This is a genomic window from Pseudomonas sp. LTGT-11-2Z, assembly GCF_003691445.1.
GTDB lineage: Bacteria > Pseudomonadota > Gammaproteobacteria > Pseudomonadales > Pseudomonadaceae > Aquipseudomonas > Aquipseudomonas monteilii.
Map to the genome: position 1 here is coordinate 973,508 of NZ_CP033104.1, position 20,741 is coordinate 994,248.

The 20,741-nt window shown below is 61.1% G+C and carries 19 protein-coding genes; 15 read left to right on the forward strand and 4 right to left on the reverse strand.

The features are described 5' to 3' along the window. Positions 1-13: 13 nt before the first annotated feature. A complete protein-coding gene (locus D8767_RS04375) occupies positions 14-781 on the forward strand; it encodes an FCD domain-containing protein (RefSeq protein WP_019098164.1) in 768 nt (255 codons plus the stop codon). Between the two features lie 70 nt (positions 782-851). Here the strand turns inward: D8767_RS04375 and smpB are convergent, their stop codons facing one another. Then, positions 852-1,334 (reverse strand): SsrA-binding protein SmpB, encoded by a 483-nt coding sequence (smpB, locus tag D8767_RS04380; protein WP_012274261.1) that lies wholly within the window; start codon positions 1,332-1,334, stop codon positions 852-854. Between the two features lie 163 nt (positions 1,335-1,497). Between smpB and D8767_RS04385 the strand changes: the two genes are divergently transcribed. After that, positions 1,498-1,932, forward strand: a complete 435-nt coding sequence (locus tag D8767_RS04385) for a type II toxin-antitoxin system RatA family toxin (protein WP_016712097.1) — start codon at positions 1,498-1,500, stop codon at positions 1,930-1,932. Between the two features lie 63 nt (positions 1,933-1,995). On the opposite strand, the gene D8767_RS04390 is transcribed toward D8767_RS04385, so the two are convergent. Then, complete coding sequence (locus D8767_RS04390) at positions 1,996-2,532, reverse strand: outer membrane protein assembly factor BamE (RefSeq protein ID WP_028699671.1); 537 nt, start codon at positions 2,530-2,532, stop codon at positions 1,996-1,998. Between the two features lie 97 nt (positions 2,533-2,629). Between D8767_RS04390 and fur the strand changes: the two genes are divergently transcribed. Beyond that, on the forward strand, positions 2,630-3,034 hold the full coding sequence (gene fur / locus D8767_RS04395) for a ferric iron uptake transcriptional regulator (RefSeq protein WP_012274258.1): 405 nt from the start codon (positions 2,630-2,632) through the stop codon (positions 3,032-3,034). A gap of 78 nt (positions 3,035-3,112) precedes the next feature. On the opposite strand, the gene recN is transcribed toward fur, so the two are convergent. After that, the gene (gene recN / locus D8767_RS04400; RefSeq protein WP_016712095.1) at positions 3,113-4,786 is read right to left on the reverse strand and encodes a DNA repair protein RecN; all 1,674 of its coding nucleotides are present in this window, start codon (positions 4,784-4,786) and stop codon (positions 3,113-3,115) included. Between the two features lie 192 nt (positions 4,787-4,978). On the opposite strand from recN, the gene grpE reads away from it, so the two are divergent. The 8 genes from grpE to D8767_RS04440 all read left to right on the forward strand — a co-directional run bounded on the left by grpE (position 4,979) and on the right by D8767_RS04440 (position 15,315). After that, positions 4,979-5,536 carry a nucleotide exchange factor GrpE gene (gene grpE / locus D8767_RS04405; protein WP_016712094.1) on the forward strand — a complete coding sequence of 186 codons (558 nt, stop codon included), beginning with the start codon at positions 4,979-4,981 and terminating at the stop codon, positions 5,534-5,536. Between the two features lie 101 nt (positions 5,537-5,637). Continuing rightward, positions 5,638-7,563 carry a molecular chaperone DnaK gene (gene dnaK / locus D8767_RS04410; protein WP_016712093.1) on the forward strand — a complete coding sequence of 642 codons (1,926 nt, stop codon included), beginning with the start codon at positions 5,638-5,640 and terminating at the stop codon, positions 7,561-7,563. A gap of 195 nt (positions 7,564-7,758) precedes the next feature. Then, positions 7,759-8,883, forward strand: coding sequence for a molecular chaperone DnaJ (dnaJ, locus tag D8767_RS04415; RefSeq protein WP_012274254.1), 1,125 nt, complete (start codon positions 7,759-7,761; stop codon positions 8,881-8,883). Between the two features lie 13 nt (positions 8,884-8,896). Beyond that, positions 8,897-9,700, forward strand: coding sequence for a 4-hydroxy-tetrahydrodipicolinate reductase (dapB, locus tag D8767_RS04420; RefSeq protein ID WP_016712092.1), 804 nt, complete (start codon positions 8,897-8,899; stop codon positions 9,698-9,700). A 245-nt stretch (positions 9,701-9,945) separates the two neighbouring features. Next, the gene (carA, locus tag D8767_RS04425) at positions 9,946-11,082 is read left to right on the forward strand and encodes a glutamine-hydrolyzing carbamoyl-phosphate synthase small subunit (RefSeq protein WP_003249935.1); all 1,137 of its coding nucleotides are present in this window, start codon (positions 9,946-9,948) and stop codon (positions 11,080-11,082) included. Between the two features lie 105 nt (positions 11,083-11,187). Continuing rightward, entirely contained in the window at positions 11,188-14,409 is a 3,222-nt protein-coding gene (gene carB / locus D8767_RS04430; RefSeq protein ID WP_016712091.1) for a carbamoyl-phosphate synthase large subunit, read from the forward strand. Then, positions 14,406-14,888 carry a transcription elongation factor GreA gene (gene greA, locus D8767_RS04435; protein WP_016712090.1) on the forward strand — a complete coding sequence of 161 codons (483 nt, stop codon included), beginning with the start codon at positions 14,406-14,408 and terminating at the stop codon, positions 14,886-14,888. The genes carB and greA overlap by 4 nt, the downstream gene beginning before the upstream one ends. Next, positions 14,866-15,315, forward strand: coding sequence for a hypothetical protein (locus tag D8767_RS04440; protein ID WP_012053750.1), 450 nt, complete (start codon positions 14,866-14,868; stop codon positions 15,313-15,315). Before greA ends, D8767_RS04440 begins: the two co-directional genes overlap by 23 nt. A 12-nt stretch (positions 15,316-15,327) precedes the next feature. Here the strand turns inward: D8767_RS04440 and yhbY are convergent, their stop codons facing one another. Continuing rightward, complete coding sequence (gene yhbY / locus D8767_RS04445; protein WP_003249945.1) at positions 15,328-15,636, reverse strand: ribosome assembly RNA-binding protein YhbY; 309 nt, start codon at positions 15,634-15,636, stop codon at positions 15,328-15,330. 102 nt (positions 15,637-15,738) lie between these two features. Here yhbY and rlmE point away from each other — a divergent pair, with 102 nt between their 5' ends. The 4 genes from rlmE to glmM all read left to right on the forward strand — a co-directional run bounded on the left by rlmE (position 15,739) and on the right by glmM (position 20,690). Continuing rightward, positions 15,739-16,365, forward strand: coding sequence for a 23S rRNA (uridine(2552)-2'-O)-methyltransferase RlmE (gene rlmE / locus D8767_RS04450; protein WP_012274251.1), 627 nt, complete (start codon positions 15,739-15,741; stop codon positions 16,363-16,365). A gap of 203 nt (positions 16,366-16,568) precedes the next feature. Continuing rightward, positions 16,569-18,473, forward strand: a complete 1,905-nt coding sequence (gene ftsH, locus D8767_RS04455) for an ATP-dependent zinc metalloprotease FtsH (protein WP_016712088.1) — start codon at positions 16,569-16,571, stop codon at positions 18,471-18,473. Positions 18,474-18,481: 8 nt separating this feature from the next. Then, positions 18,482-19,333 (forward strand): dihydropteroate synthase, encoded by an 852-nt coding sequence (gene folP, locus D8767_RS04460; RefSeq protein ID WP_016712087.1) that lies wholly within the window; start codon positions 18,482-18,484, stop codon positions 19,331-19,333. A 16-nt stretch (positions 19,334-19,349) separates the two neighbouring features. After that, positions 19,350-20,690, forward strand: coding sequence for a phosphoglucosamine mutase (glmM, locus tag D8767_RS04465; RefSeq protein WP_016712086.1), 1,341 nt, complete (start codon positions 19,350-19,352; stop codon positions 20,688-20,690). Positions 20,691-20,741: the final 51 nt, after the last annotated feature.

Below are 20,741 nucleotides of genomic sequence, written 5' to 3' on the forward strand. Positions count from 1 at the left end.
TGGAGAGCATGTGATGGTTTTTGATCAGGTCCGCCAACGGCGCCTGTCCGACGACATTGTCGATCGTCTGGAAGGGATGATTCTGGAAGGTACGCTGACCTCGGGGCAGCGGCTGCCGGCCGAGCGCGTCCTTGCCGAACAGTTCGGCGTGTCCCGCCCGTCACTGCGTGAGGCGATCCAGAAACTGGTGGCCAAGGGGCTGCTGGTCAGCCGGCAGGGCGGGGGCAATTTTGTTGCCGAGTCGTTGGGGTCCACTTTCAGCGACCCGTTGCTGCAGTTGCTAGAGCACAGTGCCGAGGCCCAGCGTGATTTGCTTGAGTTCCGCCACACGTTGGAGGCGTCCTGCGCCTATTACGCTGCCCAGCGTGCCACCGAGCCGGATCGGGCGCGGTTGAAGGCGGCCTTCGATGCACTGCAGGACTGCTATGCCCGGGTCGATGAAGTGACCCGTGCGGAAGAGGGCGCAGCCGATGCAAGCTTCCACCTGGCGATTGCCGAGGCCAGCCACAACGCGGTGTTGCTGCATACCATCCGAGGGCTGTTCGACCTGCTCAAGCGCAACGTGGTGACCAACATTGGTGGCATGTACCAGCAACGCACCGAGACCCGGGACATGCTGATCAGCCAGCACCGGGAGCTGTACCTGGCGATTGTCGAGGGCAGGGCGGAGGATGCGCGGGAGGTGTCCAGTCGGCACATTTTGTATGTGCAGGAGGTGCTGGAAGAGGCGCACGAAGAAGCGCAGCGCGTGGCGCGGGCGGAGCGGCGCAGCGGGCGTTGAGATTTGTATGGGCAGTGCTGGCCTCTTCGCGGGTAAACCCGCGAAGAGGCCGGAACAGGCTGAAGAAGAGCTAGTCTTCCTTGCCCTTGTTCCGTACAGCCCGCTGCAGCTCGCGGTTGGAATCGCGTTCGCGCATGGTGTCGCGCTTGTCGAATTCCTTCTTACCCTTGCCCAGTGCGATTTCGCACTTGATCAGGTGCTTGCTCCAGTACAGCGCCAAGGCTACGCAGGTGTAGCCTTTTTGCGCCACGGCGGCCTCCAGGCGCTCCAGCTCGCGCTTGTTCAGCAGCAGCTTGCGGGTGCGGATGGGGTCGGCGATGACGTGGGTGCTGGCGGTGGTCAGCGGGGTGATGTGGCTGCCGAACAGCCAGGCTTCACCGTCCTTGAGCAGCACATAGCTGTCTGTCAGGTGTGCCTTGCCGGCGCGCAGGCTTTTTACTTCCCAGCCGGACAGGACCAGCCCGGCCTCGAACTTGTGTTCGATGAAGTAATCGTGTCGCGCTTTCTTGTTTTGCGCGATGGTCCCGGTCGGATGTTTTTTTTGCTTAGCCATAGGGGCGGCATTATAGGCAAGTCCGCGCGTCGTCCGCTATGGGATTTCGGTGTGCTTGAGCCACTGGAATGAATACCGGACAATACAAACCCTGTCATACGCACAGAACCTGTTTTCGGCACGCTGCGAAGCGTCGCCACCCAGCCTTGGAAGTGACGCCTGGATGACTACCCATATTCAACGCTCTGCCCTGCTGCCATACCCCGCCCAGGCGCTTTACGATCTGGTCAACGATGTGGCCAGCTACCCTGAGTTTCTGCCGTGGTGCTCGGCCTCGACGGTAATGGAAGCCAGCGAAACGCATATGCGCGCCAAGCTCGAAGTGGCCAAGGGGGGCATGAGCCAGCACTTCGTCACGCGTAACGTGCTGGTACCGGGGCAGTCCATCGAGATGAACCTCGAAGAAGGGCCGTTCACCCAGCTGCATGGTGTGTGGGTGTTCAAGCCGCTCGGTGAAAAGGCCTGCAAGATCAGCCTCGACCTGTCCTTCGACTATGCCGGTCCGATTGTGCGCGCCACGTTGGGCCCACTGTTCAACCAGGCGGCCAACACGTTGGTTGATGCTTTCTGCCAGCGCGCCAAGCAACTGAATGCCTGATTGAAACGAGCGAAAATAAAAAGCCCGGAACACGTCCGGGCTTTTTTGTGCCTGCTGGCCCTATTAGCGGGTTTCCAGCGGTGCAGGGGTCGGGACCGGGGTAGTCTCGATGGTGTCGATTTCGCGCTGGATGGCCTCTTCGGTCGAGCCAGGCTTGGCTGGTTTTTCCACAGGCTGCGCGGTTGGCTGTTCGGCTTGGCCTGGCTCGGTGGCCGGGCTGACCGTGGTGTCGCTGCTGCCGCCGAGGATTTCCTGGTCGCGGCTGACGCCTGGCATGAAGTCGCCAGACAGGCTGACCAGTTGGTCGCTTTCGTTGAAGAACACGCTCATGCGTTCTTGCTGACGTTTACCGCCACCTGGCTGCAGGCTGTACAGGTAGTCCCAACGGTTGGTGTTGAAGGTGTCCTGAATCAGCGGGTTGCCCATGATAAACCTTACTTGCCGTCGGGTCATTCCGGGGCGCAATTGGTCTATCATGTCTTGCGTGACGACATTGCCCTGCTGGATGTCGATTTTGTAAACCCCGGGAAACGAGCAACCGGCGAGTGCGAGCAGTCCCGCGAGGGCGAGGCTGTTTAGCAAGAGCTTGGTGTTTTGCATCGGTGGGCGACTTCCACTATCTTGGCTGGACAACGTAAACCCCGATCATACCCGTATTAAGAGAAGCTGCGAAGCAGCATCGGCGAGAAAGCTGACCATGGTTGAAAATAGCGAATTGCGCAAAGCCGGTCTCAAGGTGACCCTGCCTCGAGTCAAGATCCTTCAGATGCTCGATTCCACCGAGCAGCGTCACATGAGCGCCGAAGATGTCTACAAGGCGCTGATGGAGGCAGGCGAGGACGTAGGCCTGGCCACCGTCTATCGCGTACTGACCCAGTTCGAAGCGGCTGGCCTGGTGGTTCGCCACAACTTCGATGGCGGCCACGCCGTGTTCGAGTTGGCCGATGGCGGTCACCACGACCATATGGTGAACGTGGATACCAGTGAAGTCATCGAGTTCATGGACGCCGAAATCGAGAAGCGCCAGCGCGAAATCGTGGCCGAGCATGGCTACGAGCTGGTGGACCACAATCTGGTCCTGTATGTGCGTAAGAAGAAGTAACGATTTTTTATCGTTATGAATGGCAAAGGCGACCCTAGGGTCGCCTTTGTGCTTTTGGAGGGTCCGAACAAGAAGGGGTCAGGCTTTGCCGCTCACGACCATCTTGCGCGCATGCGCCAGGGATTCTTTGGTCAGGTCGATGCCGCCTAGCATTCGCGCTACTTCCTCGACCCGCTCACGCTTGCCCAGGCTGGCCACGGCCGTGTGGGTGGTATCGCTGTTGCGCACCTTGTGCACGAACAGGTGGTGATGCCCTTGCGCGGCCACCTGAGGCAGGTGGGTCACGGTCAGTACTTGCCCGCGCTCGCCCAGGCGGCGCAGCAGTTGCCCGACGATTTCTGCAGTGGGGCCGCCGATGCCCACGTCGACTTCGTCGAACACCAAGGTGGGGATCCGCGAGGTCTGCGCGGTAATCACCTGGATCGCCAGGCTGATACGCGACAGTTCGCCGCCTGAGGCTACCTTTGCCAGCCCTTTGAGCGGTTGACCGGGGTTGGCGCTGACCAGCAGCTCGATCTGCTCCAAACCGTGAGGCGACAAATCTGCGCCTTCGTTGGGCGTCAGTTCGATGCAGAAGCGCCCACCAGGCATGCCCAGGCGTTGGATTTCCTGCTCCACCGCGCCTGCCAGCTGCTGCGCCGCTTGCTGGCGCAGGCTGCTGAGTTCACGAGCCTTCTCTTTATAGTGCTGGGCGAAGGCGGCAAGCTCTTCGCCCAATCGCTCGATTGACTCGTCGCTGGCGTTCAGGCCCTCGATCTCTTCCATCAACTGCTGCTGCAGGTGAGGCAGCTCGGTGGGGTGCACGCGATGTTTGCGCGCCAGCGTATAGATGGTGTCGAGGCGCTCTTCCAAGGCTTGCAGGCGCATAGGGTCGGCGTCGAAGTTGTCGAGGAAGCGGTTGAGCTCGCCCACGGCTTCTTCTACCTGGATCTGCGCGCTGGCAATCAGGTTGGCCGCTTCAACCAGGGCTTTGGGTGAGTGGGTGGCTGCACCCAGCCGGTTGAGGCTGGAGGTGAGGGCGCTCAGCACGTTGCCCGAATCGCTTTCGCTGCACTGATCGATAACCTGGCGGCAGATGCCGAATAGCGCTTCGGCGCTGGTCAGGTTCTTGTGCTCCTGCTCCAGGTGCTCCAGTTCGTGTTCACCCAGGCCAAGGTTGTCCAGCTCTTCCAGTTGATAGCTCAGCAACTGGTGGCGGGCGCGCTGCTCATCGCCGGAGTTGGACAGCCGTTCCAGCTCCAGGCGCGTCTGGTTCCAGCGCTTGGCCGCCAGTTGCACCTGGCGGGCCAGGTCGACGGCACCAGCGTACTCGTCGAGCAGGCGGCGGTGAGTATCGGTCTTGAGCAGCGACTGGTGTTCGTGCTGGCTGTGGATATCGATCAGCAGTTCGCCCAGCGCCTTGAGGTCGCCGAGCGGGCAGGGTGTGCCGTTGATGTAGCCGCGGCTGCGGCCTTCGGCGGTGATGACCCGGCGCAGGATGCACAGGCCTTCGTTGTCCAGGTCGCGTTCGGCCAGCCAGGCATGGGCCTCGGGAATGTCCACCAGGTCGAAGGTGGCAAGGATATCTGCCTTGTCGGTGCCGGGGCGCACCACGCCGCTGTCGGCCCGGTCGCCCAGGGCAAGGCCGAGGGCGTCGAGCATGATCGATTTGCCGGCACCGGTCTCGCCGGTGATGACGGACATGCCGCGGGCAATTTCGAGGTCGAGGTGCTCGACGATGGCGTAGTTGTGAATGGACAGGTGCACCAGCATGGGGGCGGCTCCCGAAAGTCAGGTCTGGTTATTTATACAGTACTTTTTTCAGGCCTGCCAATGCTCCTTGGCAGATTCTGTTGCTGCCCGGAAAACCACCTTGCCCCTTGAAGCTGGTTTTTCCGACCCCATATAGCCGACATCCAAGGCGAGCCTGGCTCGCAGTCCACAAAATTGCGCAGGAGAGACCCCATGGCTGACGAACAGCTGAATGAAAAAGACCTTAACGTTGAAGACACCGGTGCAGAAACCACTGCGGACGCCCGTGTTCTGGAACTCGAGGAGCAGCTGGCCGCCGCCAAGGATCAGTCGCTGCGCGCTGTAGCCGACTTGCAGAACGTGCGCCGTCGCGCCGAGCAGGATGTGGAAAAAGCCCACAAGTTTGCCCTGGAGAAGTTCTCCAACGACCTGTTGCCGGTAATTGACAGCCTGGAACTGGCCCTGGCGCACTCCAATGACGAAGACGAGCAAGTCAAAGCCATTCGCGAAGGCGTCAAGCTGACCCTCAAGATGTTCCAGGACACCCTCAAGCGCTACAACCTCGAAGCCGTCGACCCGCACGGTGAGCCGTTCAACCCGGAGCACCACCAGGCCATGGCTATGCAGGAAAGCGCTGAGGTCGAGCCGAACAGTGTGCTGAACGTGTTCCAGAAGGGTTACCTGCTGAACGGCCGCCTGCTGCGCCCCGCCATGGTGGTGGTCAGCAAGGCGCCGAGCGCGGCGCAACCCTCTATCAATGAAAAGGCTTGAAATCCATCGGGGCATCCCCATTTAGGTGTCAAGCCTTCAAGTATTACCGCAGTTGGCCAAAGTAGTCGCTGCTACCAAATTCAAGTTTCGGGAGAGTTAACATGGGCAAAATCATCGGTATCGACCTGGGGACCACCAACTCGTGCGTCTCCGTTCTGGAAAACGGTAACGTCAAGGTCATCGAAAACGCTGAGGGTGCGCGTACCACCCCTTCGATCGTGGCCTACGCCAACGACGGCGAAATCCTGGTTGGCCAGTCGGCCAAGCGCCAGGCCGTCACCAACCCGCACAACACCCTGTTCGCAGTGAAGCGCCTGATCGGCCGCCGCTTCGAAGAAGACGTCGTGCAGAAAGACATCAAGCTGGTGCCGTACAAGATCGTCAAGGCCAATAACGGCGACGCTTGGGTGCAGGCCAGCGGCAAGGACATGGCACCGCCGCAGATCAGCGCCGAAGTCCTGAAAAAAATGAAGAAAACCGCCGAAGACTACCTCGGCGAGCCGGTCACCGAAGCGGTCATCACCGTTCCGGCCTACTTCAACGACAGCCAGCGTCAGGCCACCAAAGACGCCGGCCGTATCGCTGGTCTGGACGTAAAACGTATCATCAACGAGCCGACCGCCGCTGCGCTGGCCTACGGCATGGACAAGGCCAAGGGCGACCACACTGTCATCGTTTATGACCTGGGTGGCGGTACCTTCGACGTGTCGGTCATCGAGATCGCCGAAGTCGACGGTGAGCACCAGTTCGAAGTACTGGCCACCAACGGTGACACCTTCCTGGGTGGTGAAGACTTCGACATGCGCCTGATCGACTACCTCGTCGACGAGTTCAAGAAAGAGTCCGGCATGGACCTGAAGAACGATCCGCTGGCTCTGCAGCGCCTGAAAGAAGCTGCTGAAAAGGCCAAGATCGAGCTGTCGTCCGCCCAGTCGACCGACGTCAACCTGCCGTACATCACTGCAGACGCCACCGGTCCGAAGCACCTGAACGTGAAGATCTCCCGCGCCAAGCTGGAGTCGCTGGTCGAAGACCTGGTCAACCGTACCATCGAGCCTTGCCGCATCGCCCTGAAAGACGCTGGCATCGATGCCAGCAAGATCGACGACGTGATCCTGGTCGGTGGCCAGACCCGTATGCCGCTGGTGCAGAAAGCCGTTGCTGACTTCTTCGGTAAAGAAGCTCGCAAGGACGTCAACCCGGACGAAGCCGTTGCCATGGGTGCTGCCATCCAGGGCGCCGTTCTGGCCGGTGACGTGAAAGACGTACTGCTGCTGGACGTCAGCCCGCTGACCCTGGGTATCGAAACCATGGGTGGCGTGATGACTTCGCTGATCGAGAAGAACACCACCATCCCGACCAAGAAGTCGCAGGTGTTCTCGACTGCCGACGACAACCAGGGCGCCGTGACCATTCACGTGCTGCAAGGCGAGCGTAAGCAGGCTGCGCAGAACAAGTCGCTGGGCAAGTTCGACCTGGCTGACATTCCGCCAGCTCCGCGTGGCGTGCCGCAAATCGAAGTCACCTTCGACATCGACGCCAACGGCATCCTGCATGTCAGCGCCAAAGACAAGGCCACCGGCAAGTCGCAGTCGATCGTGATCAAGGCCAACTCCGGCCTGTCGGACGAAGAAATCGAGCGCATGGTGCGTGACGCCGAGGCCAACGCCGAGGAAGACCGCAAGTTCGAAGAGCTGGCCGCTGCCCGTAACCAGGGTGATGCGCTGGTTCACTCGACCCGCAAGATGGTCGCTGACGCAGGTGACAAGGTTACCGCTGAAGAGAAAACCGCCATCGAGGCCGCCGTTGTTGCCCTGGAAGCCGCTGTCAAAGGCGACGACAAGGCCGCAATCGATGCCAAGGTTGAAGAGCTGTCCAAGGTCTCTGCCCCGGTTGCCCAGAAGATGTACGCCGAGCAGTCGGCTGAACAGCCTCAGGGTGGCGCGCAGCAGGCCGAGCCGGAAGCCAAGCACGATGACGTGGTTGACGCCGAGTTCGAAGAAGTGAAAGACAACAACAAGCAGTAATCCCTGCATGTTGTCGGCCAGTTCACCGCCGTTTGGCGGTGAGCTGGTAGGATGTCGCCGCGCGGGGGCTTGCTCCCGCGTTGGCGTATCTGGAATTCGAGAATTTTTACAGTATCTGTCAGCGCTCCTGGAGGGGGCGGCAGGTGCTGATGGCGCGGCGCAGATGCCAGACGCCCAACAAGGTGCAAATGACCTATGTCCAAGCGTGATTACTATGAGGTTCTGGGTGTCGAGCGCGGCGCCAGTGAAGCTGACCTCAAAAAGGCTTACCGCCGACTGGCGATGAAGTACCACCCGGACCGCAACCCGGGCGATAAAGAGTCGGAAGACAAGTTCAAAGAGGCCAACGAGGCCTACGAAGTACTGTCTGATGCCAGCAAGCGTGCGGCGTTCGACCAGTACGGCCATGCAGGCGTAGACCCAAGCATGGGTGGCGGCGGTGCTGGCTTCGGCGGCGCCAACTTCTCCGACATTTTCGGCGATGTATTCAGTGACTTCTTCGGTGGCGGCCGTGGTGGTGGTCGTGGCGGTGCCCAGCGTGGCAGCGACCTGCGTTACACCCTGGAGCTGAACCTGGAAGAAGCGGTGCGTGGCACCACGGTCAGCATCCGCGTACCTACCCTGGTCAACTGCCAGCCTTGCGATGGTTCCGGCGCCAAGAAGGGCTCGACTCCATCGACTTGCCCGACTTGCGGTGGCATTGGCCAGGTGCGCATGCAGCAAGGTTTCTTCTCGGTACAACAGACCTGCCCGCGCTGCCATGGCCAGGGCAAGATCATCACCGACCCATGCACCTCGTGCCACGGCGAAGGCCGGGTCGAGGAATACAAGACGCTGTCGGTCAAGGTGCCGGCGGGCGTCGATACGGGCGACCGCATCCGCCTGTCTGGCGAGGGCGAGGCGGGTACCCATGGTGGCCCGACTGGCGACCTGTATGTGGTGATCAGCGTGCGTGAGCACGAGATCTTCCAGCGTGATGGCAAGCACCTGTATTGCGAAGTACCGATCAGCTACACCGACGCTGCCTTGGGTGGCGAGCTGGAAGTGCCGACCCTGGATGGCCGCGTGAAGCTGAAAATTCCGGAAGGTACCCAGACCGGCAAGCAGTTCCGCCTGCGTGGCAAGGGTGTGGCGCCGGTGCGTGGCGGTGGTGCGGGCGACCTGCTGTGCCGTGTGGCGGTGGAAACCCCGGTCAACCTCAGCCGTCGCCAGCGCGAGCTGCTGGAAGAACTGCGTGACTCGCTGGAAGGCGACAGCTCCCACTCGCCCAAGGCCAGTGGCTGGTTCGATGGCGTGAAGCGCTTCTTCGGCGATCTCTGACAAGGAAAAGGCTATGCGACGTATTGCAGTGATGGGTGCGGCGGGGCGGATGGGCAAGACCCTTATCGAGGCCGTGCAACAAACGCCGGGTGCAGGGCTGACGGCGGCGATCGATCGCCCTGACAGCTCGCTCGTCGGGGCTGATGCCGGCGAGCTGGCGGCTCTTGGCCGGATTGGTGTGTTGTTGTCTGACGATCTGGCCAAGGTCGCCGACGAATTCGACGTGCTGATCGACTTCACCCACCCATCGGTGACCCTGAAAAACCTCGCATTCTGCCGCAAGCACGGTAAGGCGATGATCATCGGCACCACCGGTTTTACGGTTGAAGAAAAGCAGCTGCTGGCTGAGGCTGGCAAGGACATTCCAATTGTGTTCGCTGCCAACTTCAGCGTGGGTGTGAACCTTAGCCTGAAGCTGCTTGATCTGGCTGCCCGGGTGTTGGGCGATGATGTCGATATCGAGATCATCGAGGCGCATCACCGGCACAAGGTCGATGCACCGTCGGGTACTGCGCTGCGCATGGGTGAAGTGGTTGCCAATGCGCTGGGCCGCGATCTGCAGGAAGTGGCCGTGTATGGCCGTGAAGGGCAGACTGGCGCGCGTGATCGCAAGACGATCGGCTTTGCCACTGTACGCGCCGGCGATGTGGTGGGTGATCACACCGTTCTGTTCGCAGCTGAAGGCGAGCGCCTGGAAATTACCCACAAGGCCTCCAGCCGCATGACGTTTGCCAAGGGTGCCGTGCGTGCGGCGCTGTGGCTGGATGGGCGTGAGCCTGGCCTGTACGATATGCAGGATGTGCTCGAACTGCATTGAGCCTTGCAAGGGCCTGGCCCACGATTGGGGTGCGATGCACCCCTTTGTCGCAATCTTGTGTTTTAGAGACACATCCGCGGTAGACCCAAAACGCACTTTTCTGTAAGCTACAGCTTTAGTGTGTCCACTAAAAGCGCGCAGCGAATTGAATTCAGCACATGAAAGCGGGGTGACGTGTCCATACGTCACTCCGCTTTTTTGCAACCTGCGATCGCCCTTTCATGCTTGATTTACGGGAGGTCTTCTTGACAAAGCCAGCCATACTCGCCCTTGCCGACGGCAGTATTTTCCGCGGTGAAGCTATCGGTGCCGACGGTCAGACCGTTGGTGAGGTGGTATTCAACACCGCTATGACCGGCTACCAGGAAATCCTTACAGACCCTTCCTACGCGCAGCAAATCGTTACCCTGACCTACCCGCACATCGGCAACACCGGTACCACGCCGGAAGATGCCGAGTCGAACCGCGTCTGGTCCGCTGGCCTGGTCATCCGTGACCTGCCGCTGCTGGCCAGCAACTGGCGTAACACCCAGTCGCTGCCTGAGTACCTCAAGGCCAACAACGTTGTTGCCATCGCTGGCATCGACACCCGTCGCCTGACCCGAATCCTGCGTGAAAAGGGCGCCCAGAACGGTTGCATCCTCGCCGGTGACAACATCAGCGAAGAAGCCGCCATTGCCGCCGCCCGCGGCTTCCCGGGCCTGAAGGGCATGGACCTGGCCAAGGTCGTTTCCACCAAGGAACGCTACGAGTGGCGCTCCAGCGTGTGGGAGCTGAAGACCGACAGCCACCCGACGATCGATGCGGCCGACCTGCCGTACCACGTGGTTGCCTTCGACTACGGCGTCAAGCTGAACATCCTGCGCATGCTGGTGGCCCGTGGCTGCCGCGTGACCGTGGTACCGGCCCAGACTCCGGCCAGCGAAGTGCTGGCACTCAACCCGGATGGCGTGTTCCTGTCCAACGGCCCTGGTGACCCTGAGCCTTGCGACTACGCGATCCAGGCGATCAAGGAAATCCTCGAAACCGAGATCCCGGTATTCGGCATCTGCCTCGGCCACCAGTTGCTGGCCCTGGCTTCCGGCGCCAAGACCGTGAAAATGGGCCACGGCCACCACGGTGCCAACCACCCGGTCCAGGACCTGGACACCGGCGTGGTCATGATCACCAGCCAGAACCACGGCTTTGCCGTTGACGAGGCCACCCTGCCGGGCAACGTCCGCGCCATTCACAAGTCGCTGTTCGACGGCACCCTGCAGGGTATCGAGCGCACTGACAAGAGCGCGTTCAGCTTCCAGGGCCACCCTGAAGCGAGCCCAGGCCCGACCGACGTCGCGCCACTGTTCGATCGTTTCACCGATGCCATGGCCAAGCGCCGCTGAGCATCCTGCTTCAAGGCCCCGGGCCGGCTCGCGCCGCGCCCGGAAGCGCCTGACCCAGATTGTTCAAAGCGGCTTGCCGACTGACCCCGGATTTGAGTGACAACCATGCCAAAACGTACAGACATCAAAAGCATCCTGATTCTCGGCGCTGGCCCGATCGTGATCGGCCAGGCCTGCGAATTCGACTACTCCGGCGCCCAGGCTTGTAAAGCCCTGCGCGAGGAAGGTTTCCGCGTCATCCTGGTGAACTCCAACCCAGCCACCATCATGACCGACCCGGCCATGGCCGACGCCACCTACATCGAGCCGATCAAATGGCAGTCGGTGGCCAAGATCATCGAGAAAGAGCGCCCGGACGCCGTCCTGCCGACCATGGGTGGCCAGACCGCACTGAACTGCGCCCTGGACCTGGAGCGCCACGGCGTTCTGGAGAAGTTCGGCGTAGAGATGATCGGTGCCAACGCCGACACCATCGACAAGGCCGAAGACCGTTCGCGCTTCGACAAGGCCATGAAGGACATCGGCCTGGAGTGCCCGCGCTCCGGTATCGCCCACAGCATGGAAGAGGCCAATGCGGTCCTCGAGAAGCTGGGCTTCCCATGCATCATCCGCCCATCGTTCACCATGGGCGGTACGGGTGGTGGTATCGCCTACAACCGTGAAGAGTTCGAAGAAATCTGCACCCGTGGTCTGGACCTGTCGCCGACCAAAGAGCTGCTGATCGACGAATCGCTGATCGGCTGGAAAGAGTACGAGATGGAAGTGGTCCGTGACAAAAAGGACAACTGCATCATCGTATGCTCGATCGAGAACTTCGACCCGATGGGCGTGCACACCGGTGACTCGATCACCGTTGCTCCGGCACAGACCCTGACCGACAAGGAATACCAGATCATGCGCAACGCCTCGCTGGCGGTGCTGCGTGAAATCGGTGTTGAAACCGGCGGTTCCAACGTTCAGTTCGGTATCTGCCCGAACACCGGCCGCATGGTCGTGATCGAGATGAACCCGCGTGTGTCGCGTTCCTCGGCACTGGCCTCCAAGGCTACCGGCTTCCCGATCGCCAAAATCGCTGCCAAGCTGGCCATTGGTTACACCCTCGACGAACTGCAGAACGACATCACCGGCGGCCGCACCCCGGCGTCCTTCGAGCCGTCGATCGACTACGTCGTCACCAAGCTGCCACGCTTCGCCTTCGAGAAATTCCCGAAAGCCGACGCCCGCCTGACCACCCAGATGAAGTCTGTGGGTGAAGTCATGGCCATCGGCCGTACCTTCCAGGAATCCCTGCAGAAAGCCCTGCGCGGCCTGGAAGTCGGTGCCTGCGGCCTCGACCCGAAAGTCGACCTGGCCAGCCCGGAAGCTGCCGGCATCCTCAAGCGCGAGCTGACTGTGCCGGGTGCCGAGCGTATCTGGTACGTGGCTGACGCCATGCGTTCCGGCATGACCATCGAGGAAATCTTCGAGCTGACCGGCATCGACCTGTGGTTCCTGGTGCAGATGGAAGACCTGATCAAGGAAGAAGAGAAGGTCAAGACCCTGGCCCTGTCGGCGATCGACAAGGACTACATGCTGCGCCTCAAGCGCAAGGGCTTCTCGGACCAGCGTCTGGCCAAGCTGCTGGGCATCACCGACAAGAACCTGCGCCGTCACCGCCACAAGCTGGAAGTGTTCCCGGTCTACAAACGCGTCGACACCTGCGCCGCCGAGTTCGCCACCGACACCGCCTACCTGTACTCCACCTACGAGGAAGAGTGCGAGGCCAACCCGTCGACCCGCGACAAGATCATGATCCTGGGCGGTGGCCCGAACCGTATCGGTCAAGGTATCGAGTTCGACTACTGCTGCGTACACGCCGCACTGGCGCTGCGTGAAGACGGTTACGAGACCATCATGGTCAACTGCAACCCGGAAACCGTCTCCACCGACTACGACACCTCCGACCGCCTGTACTTCGAGCCGCTGACCCTGGAAGACGTGCTGGAAGTTTGCCGCGTCGAGAAGCCGAAAGGCGTGATCGTGCACTATGGCGGCCAGACGCCGCTGAAACTGGCCCGCGCCCTGGAAGAAGCCGGCGTACCGATCATTGGTACCAGCCCGGACGCTATCGACCGCGCCGAAGACCGTGAGCGCTTCCAGCAGATGGTTCAGCGCCTGAACCTGCTGCAGCCGCCAAACGCCACCGTACGCAGCGAAGAAGAAGCCATCAGCGCTGCTGGCAGCATCGGTTACCCGCTGGTGGTGCGCCCGTCGTACGTCCTGGGTGGCCGCGCCATGGAAATCGTCTACGAACTGGACGAGCTCAAGCGCTACCTGCGTGAAGCCGTACAGGTGTCCAACGACAGCCCGGTACTGCTCGACCACTTCCTCAACTGCGCCATCGAGATGGACGTGGACGCCGTGTGCGACGGTACCGATGTGGTGATCGGCGCAATCATGCAGCACATCGAGCAGGCCGGCGTTCACTCCGGTGACTCGGCGTGCTCGCTGCCACCTTACTCGCTGAGCAAGGAAGTGCAGGACGAAGTTCGCGTACAGGTCAAGAAAATGGCCCTGGAGCTGGGCGTCGTCGGCCTGATGAACGTGCAGTTGGCCCTGCAAGGCGACAAGATCTATGTGATCGAAGTCAACCCGCGCGCCTCGCGTACCGTGCCGTTCGTGTCCAAGTGCATCGGCACTTCCCTGGCCATGATCGCCGCCCGCGTGATGGCTGGCAAAACCCTGAAAGAGCTGGGCTTCACCCAGGAAATCATCCCGAACTTCTACAGCGTCAAGGAAGCCGTCTTCCCGTTCGCCAAGTTCCCAGGGGTTGACCCGATCCTCGGCCCTGAGATGAAATCGACCGGTGAAGTCATGGGCGTGGGTGACAGCTTCGGTGAAGCCTTCGCCAAGGCCCAGATGGGTGCCAGCGAAGTGCTGCCGACCGGCGGTACCGCGTTCATCAGCGTGCGTGACGACGACAAGCCACAAGTGGCTGGCGTTGCTCGCGACCTGATCGCCCTGGGCTTCGAAGTGGTTGCAACTGCTGGCACCGCCAAGGTTATCGAAGCGGCTGGCCTGAAAGTGCGCCGTGTGAACAAGGTGACCGAAGGTCGCCCGCACGTGGTCGACATGATCAAGAACGACGAAGTGTCGCTGATCATCAACACCACCGAAGGCCGTCAGTCGATCGCCGATTCCTACTCGATTCGTCGCAATGCGCTGCAGCACAAGATTTACTGCACCACTACCATTGCGGCCGGTGAAGCCATCTGCGAAGCGCTGAAGTTTGGTCCGGAAAAGACCGTTCGTCGCTTGCAAGATCTGCATGCAGGACTGAAAGCATGAGCATTACCAAGTACCCGATGACCGTCCAGGGCGCTCGCGCCCTGGAAGAGGAGCACCTGTTCCTGAGCAAGACCGAGCGCCCGCGCCTGAGCCAGGCAATCGGCGAAGCGCGCGAACTGGGTGACCTCAAGGAAAACGCCGAATACCATGCCGCCCGCGAAGAGCAGGGCATGGTCGAAGCGCGTATCCGCGATATCGAAGGCCGCCTACAGAACTCGGTGGTGATCGACGTGACCACCATCCCCCACACCGGCAAGGTCATCTTCGGTACCACCGTAGACCTGGAAAACACCGAGACCGGTGACCAGGTGACCTACCAGATCGTTGGCGAGGACGAAGCCGACATCAAGAAGGGCAAGCTCTCGGCCGGTGCGCCGATTGCCCGCGCCATCATCGGCAAGGAAGAAGGTGATATTGTCGTCGTCAAGACGCCTAGTGGCACGGTCGAGTACGAGATTGTCGAAGTCAAGCACATCTGACCGGCGCCTGCGGGCGCCATCCCTCGAGGGGATCCTCTGGCAGCTGGCCCAGGTTTTCTGGGTCGGTGGCCTTTGGGTGTTTCACGTGGGGCTGGTGCCTGCGCTCAAGGTCAGTGGCCTGGCGCCGCTGCTGGTGCAGGATATCGCCGGGCAGATCGACCGCTGGTTGATCGGTGTGGCGTTACTTGGCTTGTTGACCCAGCTGGCAGTGCTGGCAAGGGTGGACGGCCTGGCGGCCTGGTGGCGGCAGTTCCGTGGCCAGATGCTGTTGCTCGGCTTCGGCGCCTGCGTGGGGTACTACACCTTGCGCTACGGTATTTCCGTGGGCGAGCGCTGGCAGATGTTCTGCTTCTTGGTACTGGGCTTTTCCGGCATCGTGCTGGTGGCCCAGCCGGTGCCGGTCAGGGCGCGTTCGCCGCGCCACTGACCGGAGCCACCGTTACTTGTAGCGGTGGATGTTGGACAGCTGCTTGTTCGGCTGTGGATTCTTGCGGTAGATCAGGGCTTTCTTGCCAATGGTCTGCACCAGCTCGGCACGGCCAGCCTTGCACAGCTCGGCAATGGTTTCGGCGCGTTCTTCGCGGTCTTCCGAGCGAATCTCGACCTTGATCAGTTCATGGTCGACCAGCGCGCGTTCCAGTTCGGCGATGACGCCTTCATTCAAACCGTTGCCAGCAACGATCAGGACCGGCTTCAGGTCATGACCAATGGACTTGTATTGCTTCTTCTGCTCGTTATTGAGCGGCATAATCTGACCCTTTCCGTCTGATTCTGTAAAATTGACGGGCATTTTACCCGAGGGCCACCGGCTCCGCCCAGTCAATCACGACGCATATCATCGAGGTGCCCCGTGGTACAACGTTCCAAAAGCAGCGCAAACTGGCTGCGAGAGCATTTCAACGATCCTTTTGTGAAGCAGGCGCAGAAGGATGGCTACCGCTCGCGTGCGAGCTACAAACTGCTTGAGATCCAGGAAAAGGACCGCCTGATCCGTCCAGGCATGAGCGTAATCGACCTCGGTGCGGCCCCGGGAGGCTGGTCGCAGGTGACCAGTCGTCTGATTGGTGGTCAGGGCCGGCTGATCGCGTCCGACATCCTGGAAATGGACTCGATTGCCGATGTGACCTTCATCCAGGGCGATTTCACCCACGACGAAGTCCTACAGCGCATTCTCGAAGCGGTCGGTGATTCGCACGTAGACCTTGTGATTTCCGACATGGCCCCCAATATGAGTGGTACGCCTGCGGTGGACATACCGCGCGCCATGTTCCTCTGCGAGCTGGCCCTCGATCTGGCGACCCGCGTGCTCAAGCCCGGCGGCGACTTCCTGATCAAGATTTTCCAGGGTGAAGGTTTTGACGTGTACCTGAAGGACGTGCGCAGCAAGTTCGACAAGGTGCAGATGCGCAAGCCGTCGTCGTCGCGGGATCGTTCCCGTGAGCAGTACCTGTTGGGCAGGGGCTTCAAAGGGGCGTGAAAGGTGTGAAGCGGGGTGGCCGATAGTTAATTCCAATCGGCCACTGCGTCAGGATTGTCCGAACTTCGTGTAGTCTAGCTTTCACAAAGGGTTACAGACGGTGCCTGCGGCTGCGTGGGTAATGTAGTAAGTTAGGGCGATGAATATCATGCGAGGCACGGCTGCGTCGTGCGCCGGCCTCAGAGGGTAGCGAATTGAACGACATGGCAAAGAATCTGATCCTGTGGTTGATCATCGCAGCTGTCCTGGTGACAGTGATGAACAACTTCTCCAGCCCTAACGAGCCGCAGACCCTCAACTACTCCGACTTCATCCAGCAGGTCAAGGATGGCAAGGTCGAGCGTGTGACCGTCGACGGCTACATCATTACCGGCAAGCGCGCCGACGGCGACAACTTCAAGACCGTGCGCCCGGCCATTACCGACAATGGTCTGATCGGTGACCTGGTCGATAACCACGTCATCATCGAAGGCAAGCAGCCTGAGCAGCAGAGCATCTGGACGCAATTGCTGGTGGCGAGCTTCCCGATCCTGGTCATCATTGCCGTGTTCATGTTCTTCATGCGCCAGATGCAAGGCGGTGCGGGCGGCAAGGGTGGGCCGATGAGCTTTGGCAAGAGCAAGGCGCGCCTGCTGTCCGAAGACCAGGTCAAGACCACGCTGGCCGATGTTGCCGGCTGCGACGAGGCCAAGGAAGAGGTTGGCGAGCTGGTCGAGTTCCTGCGTGATCCGGGGAAATTCCAGCGTCTGGGTGGCCGCATCCCGCGCGGTGTGCTGATGGTTGGTCCGCCAGGTACCGGTAAGACCCTGCTGGCCAAGGCAATTGCCGGCGAAGCGAAAGTACCGTTCTTCACCATTTCCGGTTCGGACTTCGTGGAAATGTTCGTAGGTGTCGGTGCCAGCCGTGTGCGCGACATGTTCGAGCAAGCCAAGAAGCATGCCCCGTGCATCATCTTCATCGACGAGATCGACGCTGTGGGTCGCCACCGTGGCGCCGGCATGGGTGGCGGTCACGACGAGCGTGAACAAACCCTCAACCAGTTGCTGGTAGAGATGGACGGCTTCGAGATGAACGATGGCATCATCGTCATCGCTGCTACCAACCGACCGGACGTACTCGACCCGGCGCTGCTTCGTCCTGGCCGTTTCGACCGCCAGGTGGTGGTAGGCCTGCCAGACATCCGCGGTCGCGAACAGATCCTCAAGGTACATATGCGCAAAGTGCCGGTCGGCGAAAACGTCAACCCGGCGGTCATTGCCCGTGGTACCCCTGGCTTCTCCGGCGCCGACCTGGCCAACCTGGTCAACGAAGCCTCGCTGTTTGCCGCACGCTCCAACAAGCGCCTGGTCGAGATGAAAGAGTTCGAACTGGCCAAGGACAAGATCATGATGGGCGCCGAGCGCAAGACCATGGTCATGTCCGAGAAAGAAAAGCGCAACACGGCCTACCACGAGGCTGGCCACGCCATTGTTGGTCGCCTGGTGCCTGAGCACGACCCGGTCTACAAGGTTTCCATCATTCCGCGCGGTCGCGCCCTGGGTGTGACCATGTTCCTGCCGGAAGAAGACCGCTACAGCCTGTCCAAGCGTGCGCTGATCAGCCAGATCTGCTCGCTGTACGGTGGCCGTATCGCCGAAGAGATGACGCTGGGCTTCGATGGCGTCACGACCGGCGCGTCCAACGACATCATGCGTGCCAGCCAGATCGCGCGTAACATGGTCACCAAATGGGGCCTGTCCGAGAAGCTCGGGCCGCTGATGTACGCAGAAGAAGAGGGTGAGGTGTTCCTCGGTCGTAGCGCCGGCAGCCAGCACGCCAGTGTTTCTGGCGAGACTGCCAAGCTGATCGACTCCGAGGTGCGCAGCATCATCGATCAGTGCTACGCCACAGCCAAGCAGCTGCTGGTCGACAACCGCGACAAGCTCGAAGCGATGACCGAAGCGCTGATGAAGTATGAGACCATCGATGCCGATCAGATCGACGACATCATGGCTGGGCGTACGCCGCGCGAACCGCGTGACTGGGACGATGACAAGGATTCGGGTACGCCTGCGGCCCAGAATGACCGTCCGGAATCGCCAATCGGCGGCCCAGCAGCTCAACACTAAGGGCATCTATGAGCTCAGTGCAGTACCCGACCCGGTTGCCTTGCGGCAACCGGGTTCTTGATTTGTCGCGTACCCATGTCATGGGTATTCTCAATATCACCCCCGATTCCTTTTCCGATGGCGGACGCTTCAGTCAGCGTGACGAGGCTCTGCGCCATGCCGAGGCAATGGTCGCCGCCGGCGCCACGCTGATCGACATCGGTGGCGAGTCCACGCGCCCTGGTGCGCGGGCGGTATCGGTCACTGAGGAGTTGGAGCGTGTCGCGCCGATGGTCGAGGCAATCAATAGCCGCCTCGATGTGGTCATCTCGGTCGACACTTCTACACCTGCCGTCATCCGTGAATCGGCCCGTCTCGGTGCCGGGCTCATCAATGACGTGCGCGCCCTGGAGCGCGATGGGGCTCTGGACGCTGTGGCGGATACCGGCCTGCCGGTGTGCCTCATGCACATGCGTGGCGAGCCGGGTAACATGCAGGACGACCCGCATTACGATGATGTGACCGCTGACGTTACGCGTTATCTTGAGCAGCGGATGGCCGCCTGTGCGGCGGTGGGCATCGACGCAAACAGAATCATCCTTGACCCGGGCTTTGGTTTCGCCAAGACACTGGCGCACAACCTGAGCCTGTTCAAGCACATGGAAGCGCTCTATCGCCTTGGGCGCCCGCTGCTGGTGGGCGTTTCACGAAAGAGCATGATCGGCCTGACGCTGGAACGTCCGGTCGGCGAGCGGTTGTACGGCAGCCTTGCGCTGGCGGCGTTGGCCATGACCAAGGGGGCTAGCATCCTTCGTGTCCATGACGTGGCTGAAACTGTCGATGTGGTGCGCATGATTGCTGCGGTACAACACGCCGAATAAGAACATTGGAGTCCCTATGAGCAGAAAATACTTTGGTACCGACGGCATTCGTGGCCGCGTCGGCGAATACCCGATCACGCCTGACTTCATGCTGAAGCTGGGTTGGGCGGCCGGCATGGCCTTCCGCAAGCAAGGCCATTGCCGGGTGCTGGTGGGCAAGGACACGCGTATCTCCGGCTACATGTTCGAGTCTGCACTCGAAGCCGGTCTGGCCGCGGCAGGTGCCGACGTCATGCTGCTGGGGCCAATGCCTACGCCGGCCATCGCCTATCTGACGCGCACGTTCCATGCCCAGGCTGGCATTGTCATCAGTGCCTCGCACAACCCGCACGAAGACAACGGCATCAAGTTCTTCTCGGGCCAGGGCACCAAGCTGCCAGACGAAGTCGAGCTGATGATCGAAGAGCTGCTCGACCAGCCGATGACCGTGGTCGACTCGGGCAAGTTGGGCAAGGTTTCGCGCATCAACGACGCTGCCGGCCGTTATATCGAGTTCTGCAAGAGCAGCGTACCCACGGGTACTGGCTTTGAAGGCCTCAAGCTGGTGGTCGATTGCGCCCACGGTGCCACCTACAAGGTTGCGCCGAGCGTGTTCCGTGAGTTGGGTGCCGACGTGACCGTGCTGCATGCGCAGCCGGATGGCCTTAACATCAACGAAGGTTGCGGCTCGACGCACATCGAATCGCTGCAGGCCGCCGTGCTGGTGGGGCATGCCGACCTCGGTATCGCCTTCGACGGAGACGGCGATCGCGTGTTGATGGTCGACCACACCGGCGCCATCGTCGATGGTGACGAGTTGCTGTTCATCATCGCCCGGGATCTGCGCGACCGCGGCAAGCTGCAGGGCGGGGTAGTGGGCACGCTGATGAGCAACCTGGGCCTGGAGCTGGCGCTGAAGGACCTGGATATCCCGTTCGTGCGGGCCAAGGTCGGTGACCGTTACGTCATGGCCGAGCTGCTTGAGCGTGAGTGGCTGGTCGGCGGTGAAAACTCCGGCCACGTCGTGTGCTGCAACCACACCACTACCGGTGATGCGATCATCGCCGCGCTGCAGGTGCTGATGGCGCTCAAGCGCCGTGGCGAAACCCTTGCCCAGGCCCGCCAGGCCCTGCGCAAGTGCCCACAGGTGCTGATCAACGTGCGCTTCGGCGCCAGCAAGGTCGACCCGCTGGAGCACCCGGCTGTCAAGGAAGCCAGTGCCAAGGTGACCGAGGCGTTGGCGGGTCGTGGCCGTGTGCTGTTGCGCAAATCCGGTACCGAGCCGCTGGTTCGGGTCATGGTCGAGGGCGAGGACGAAAACCAGGTGCGGATGCACGCTGAAGCGCTGGCCAAACTGGTCGGCGAAGTTTGTGTCTGAAGGCGCTTGCCAGCGCAGATCTGGTTGGGTAAGATCTGCGCCCACTTTGAC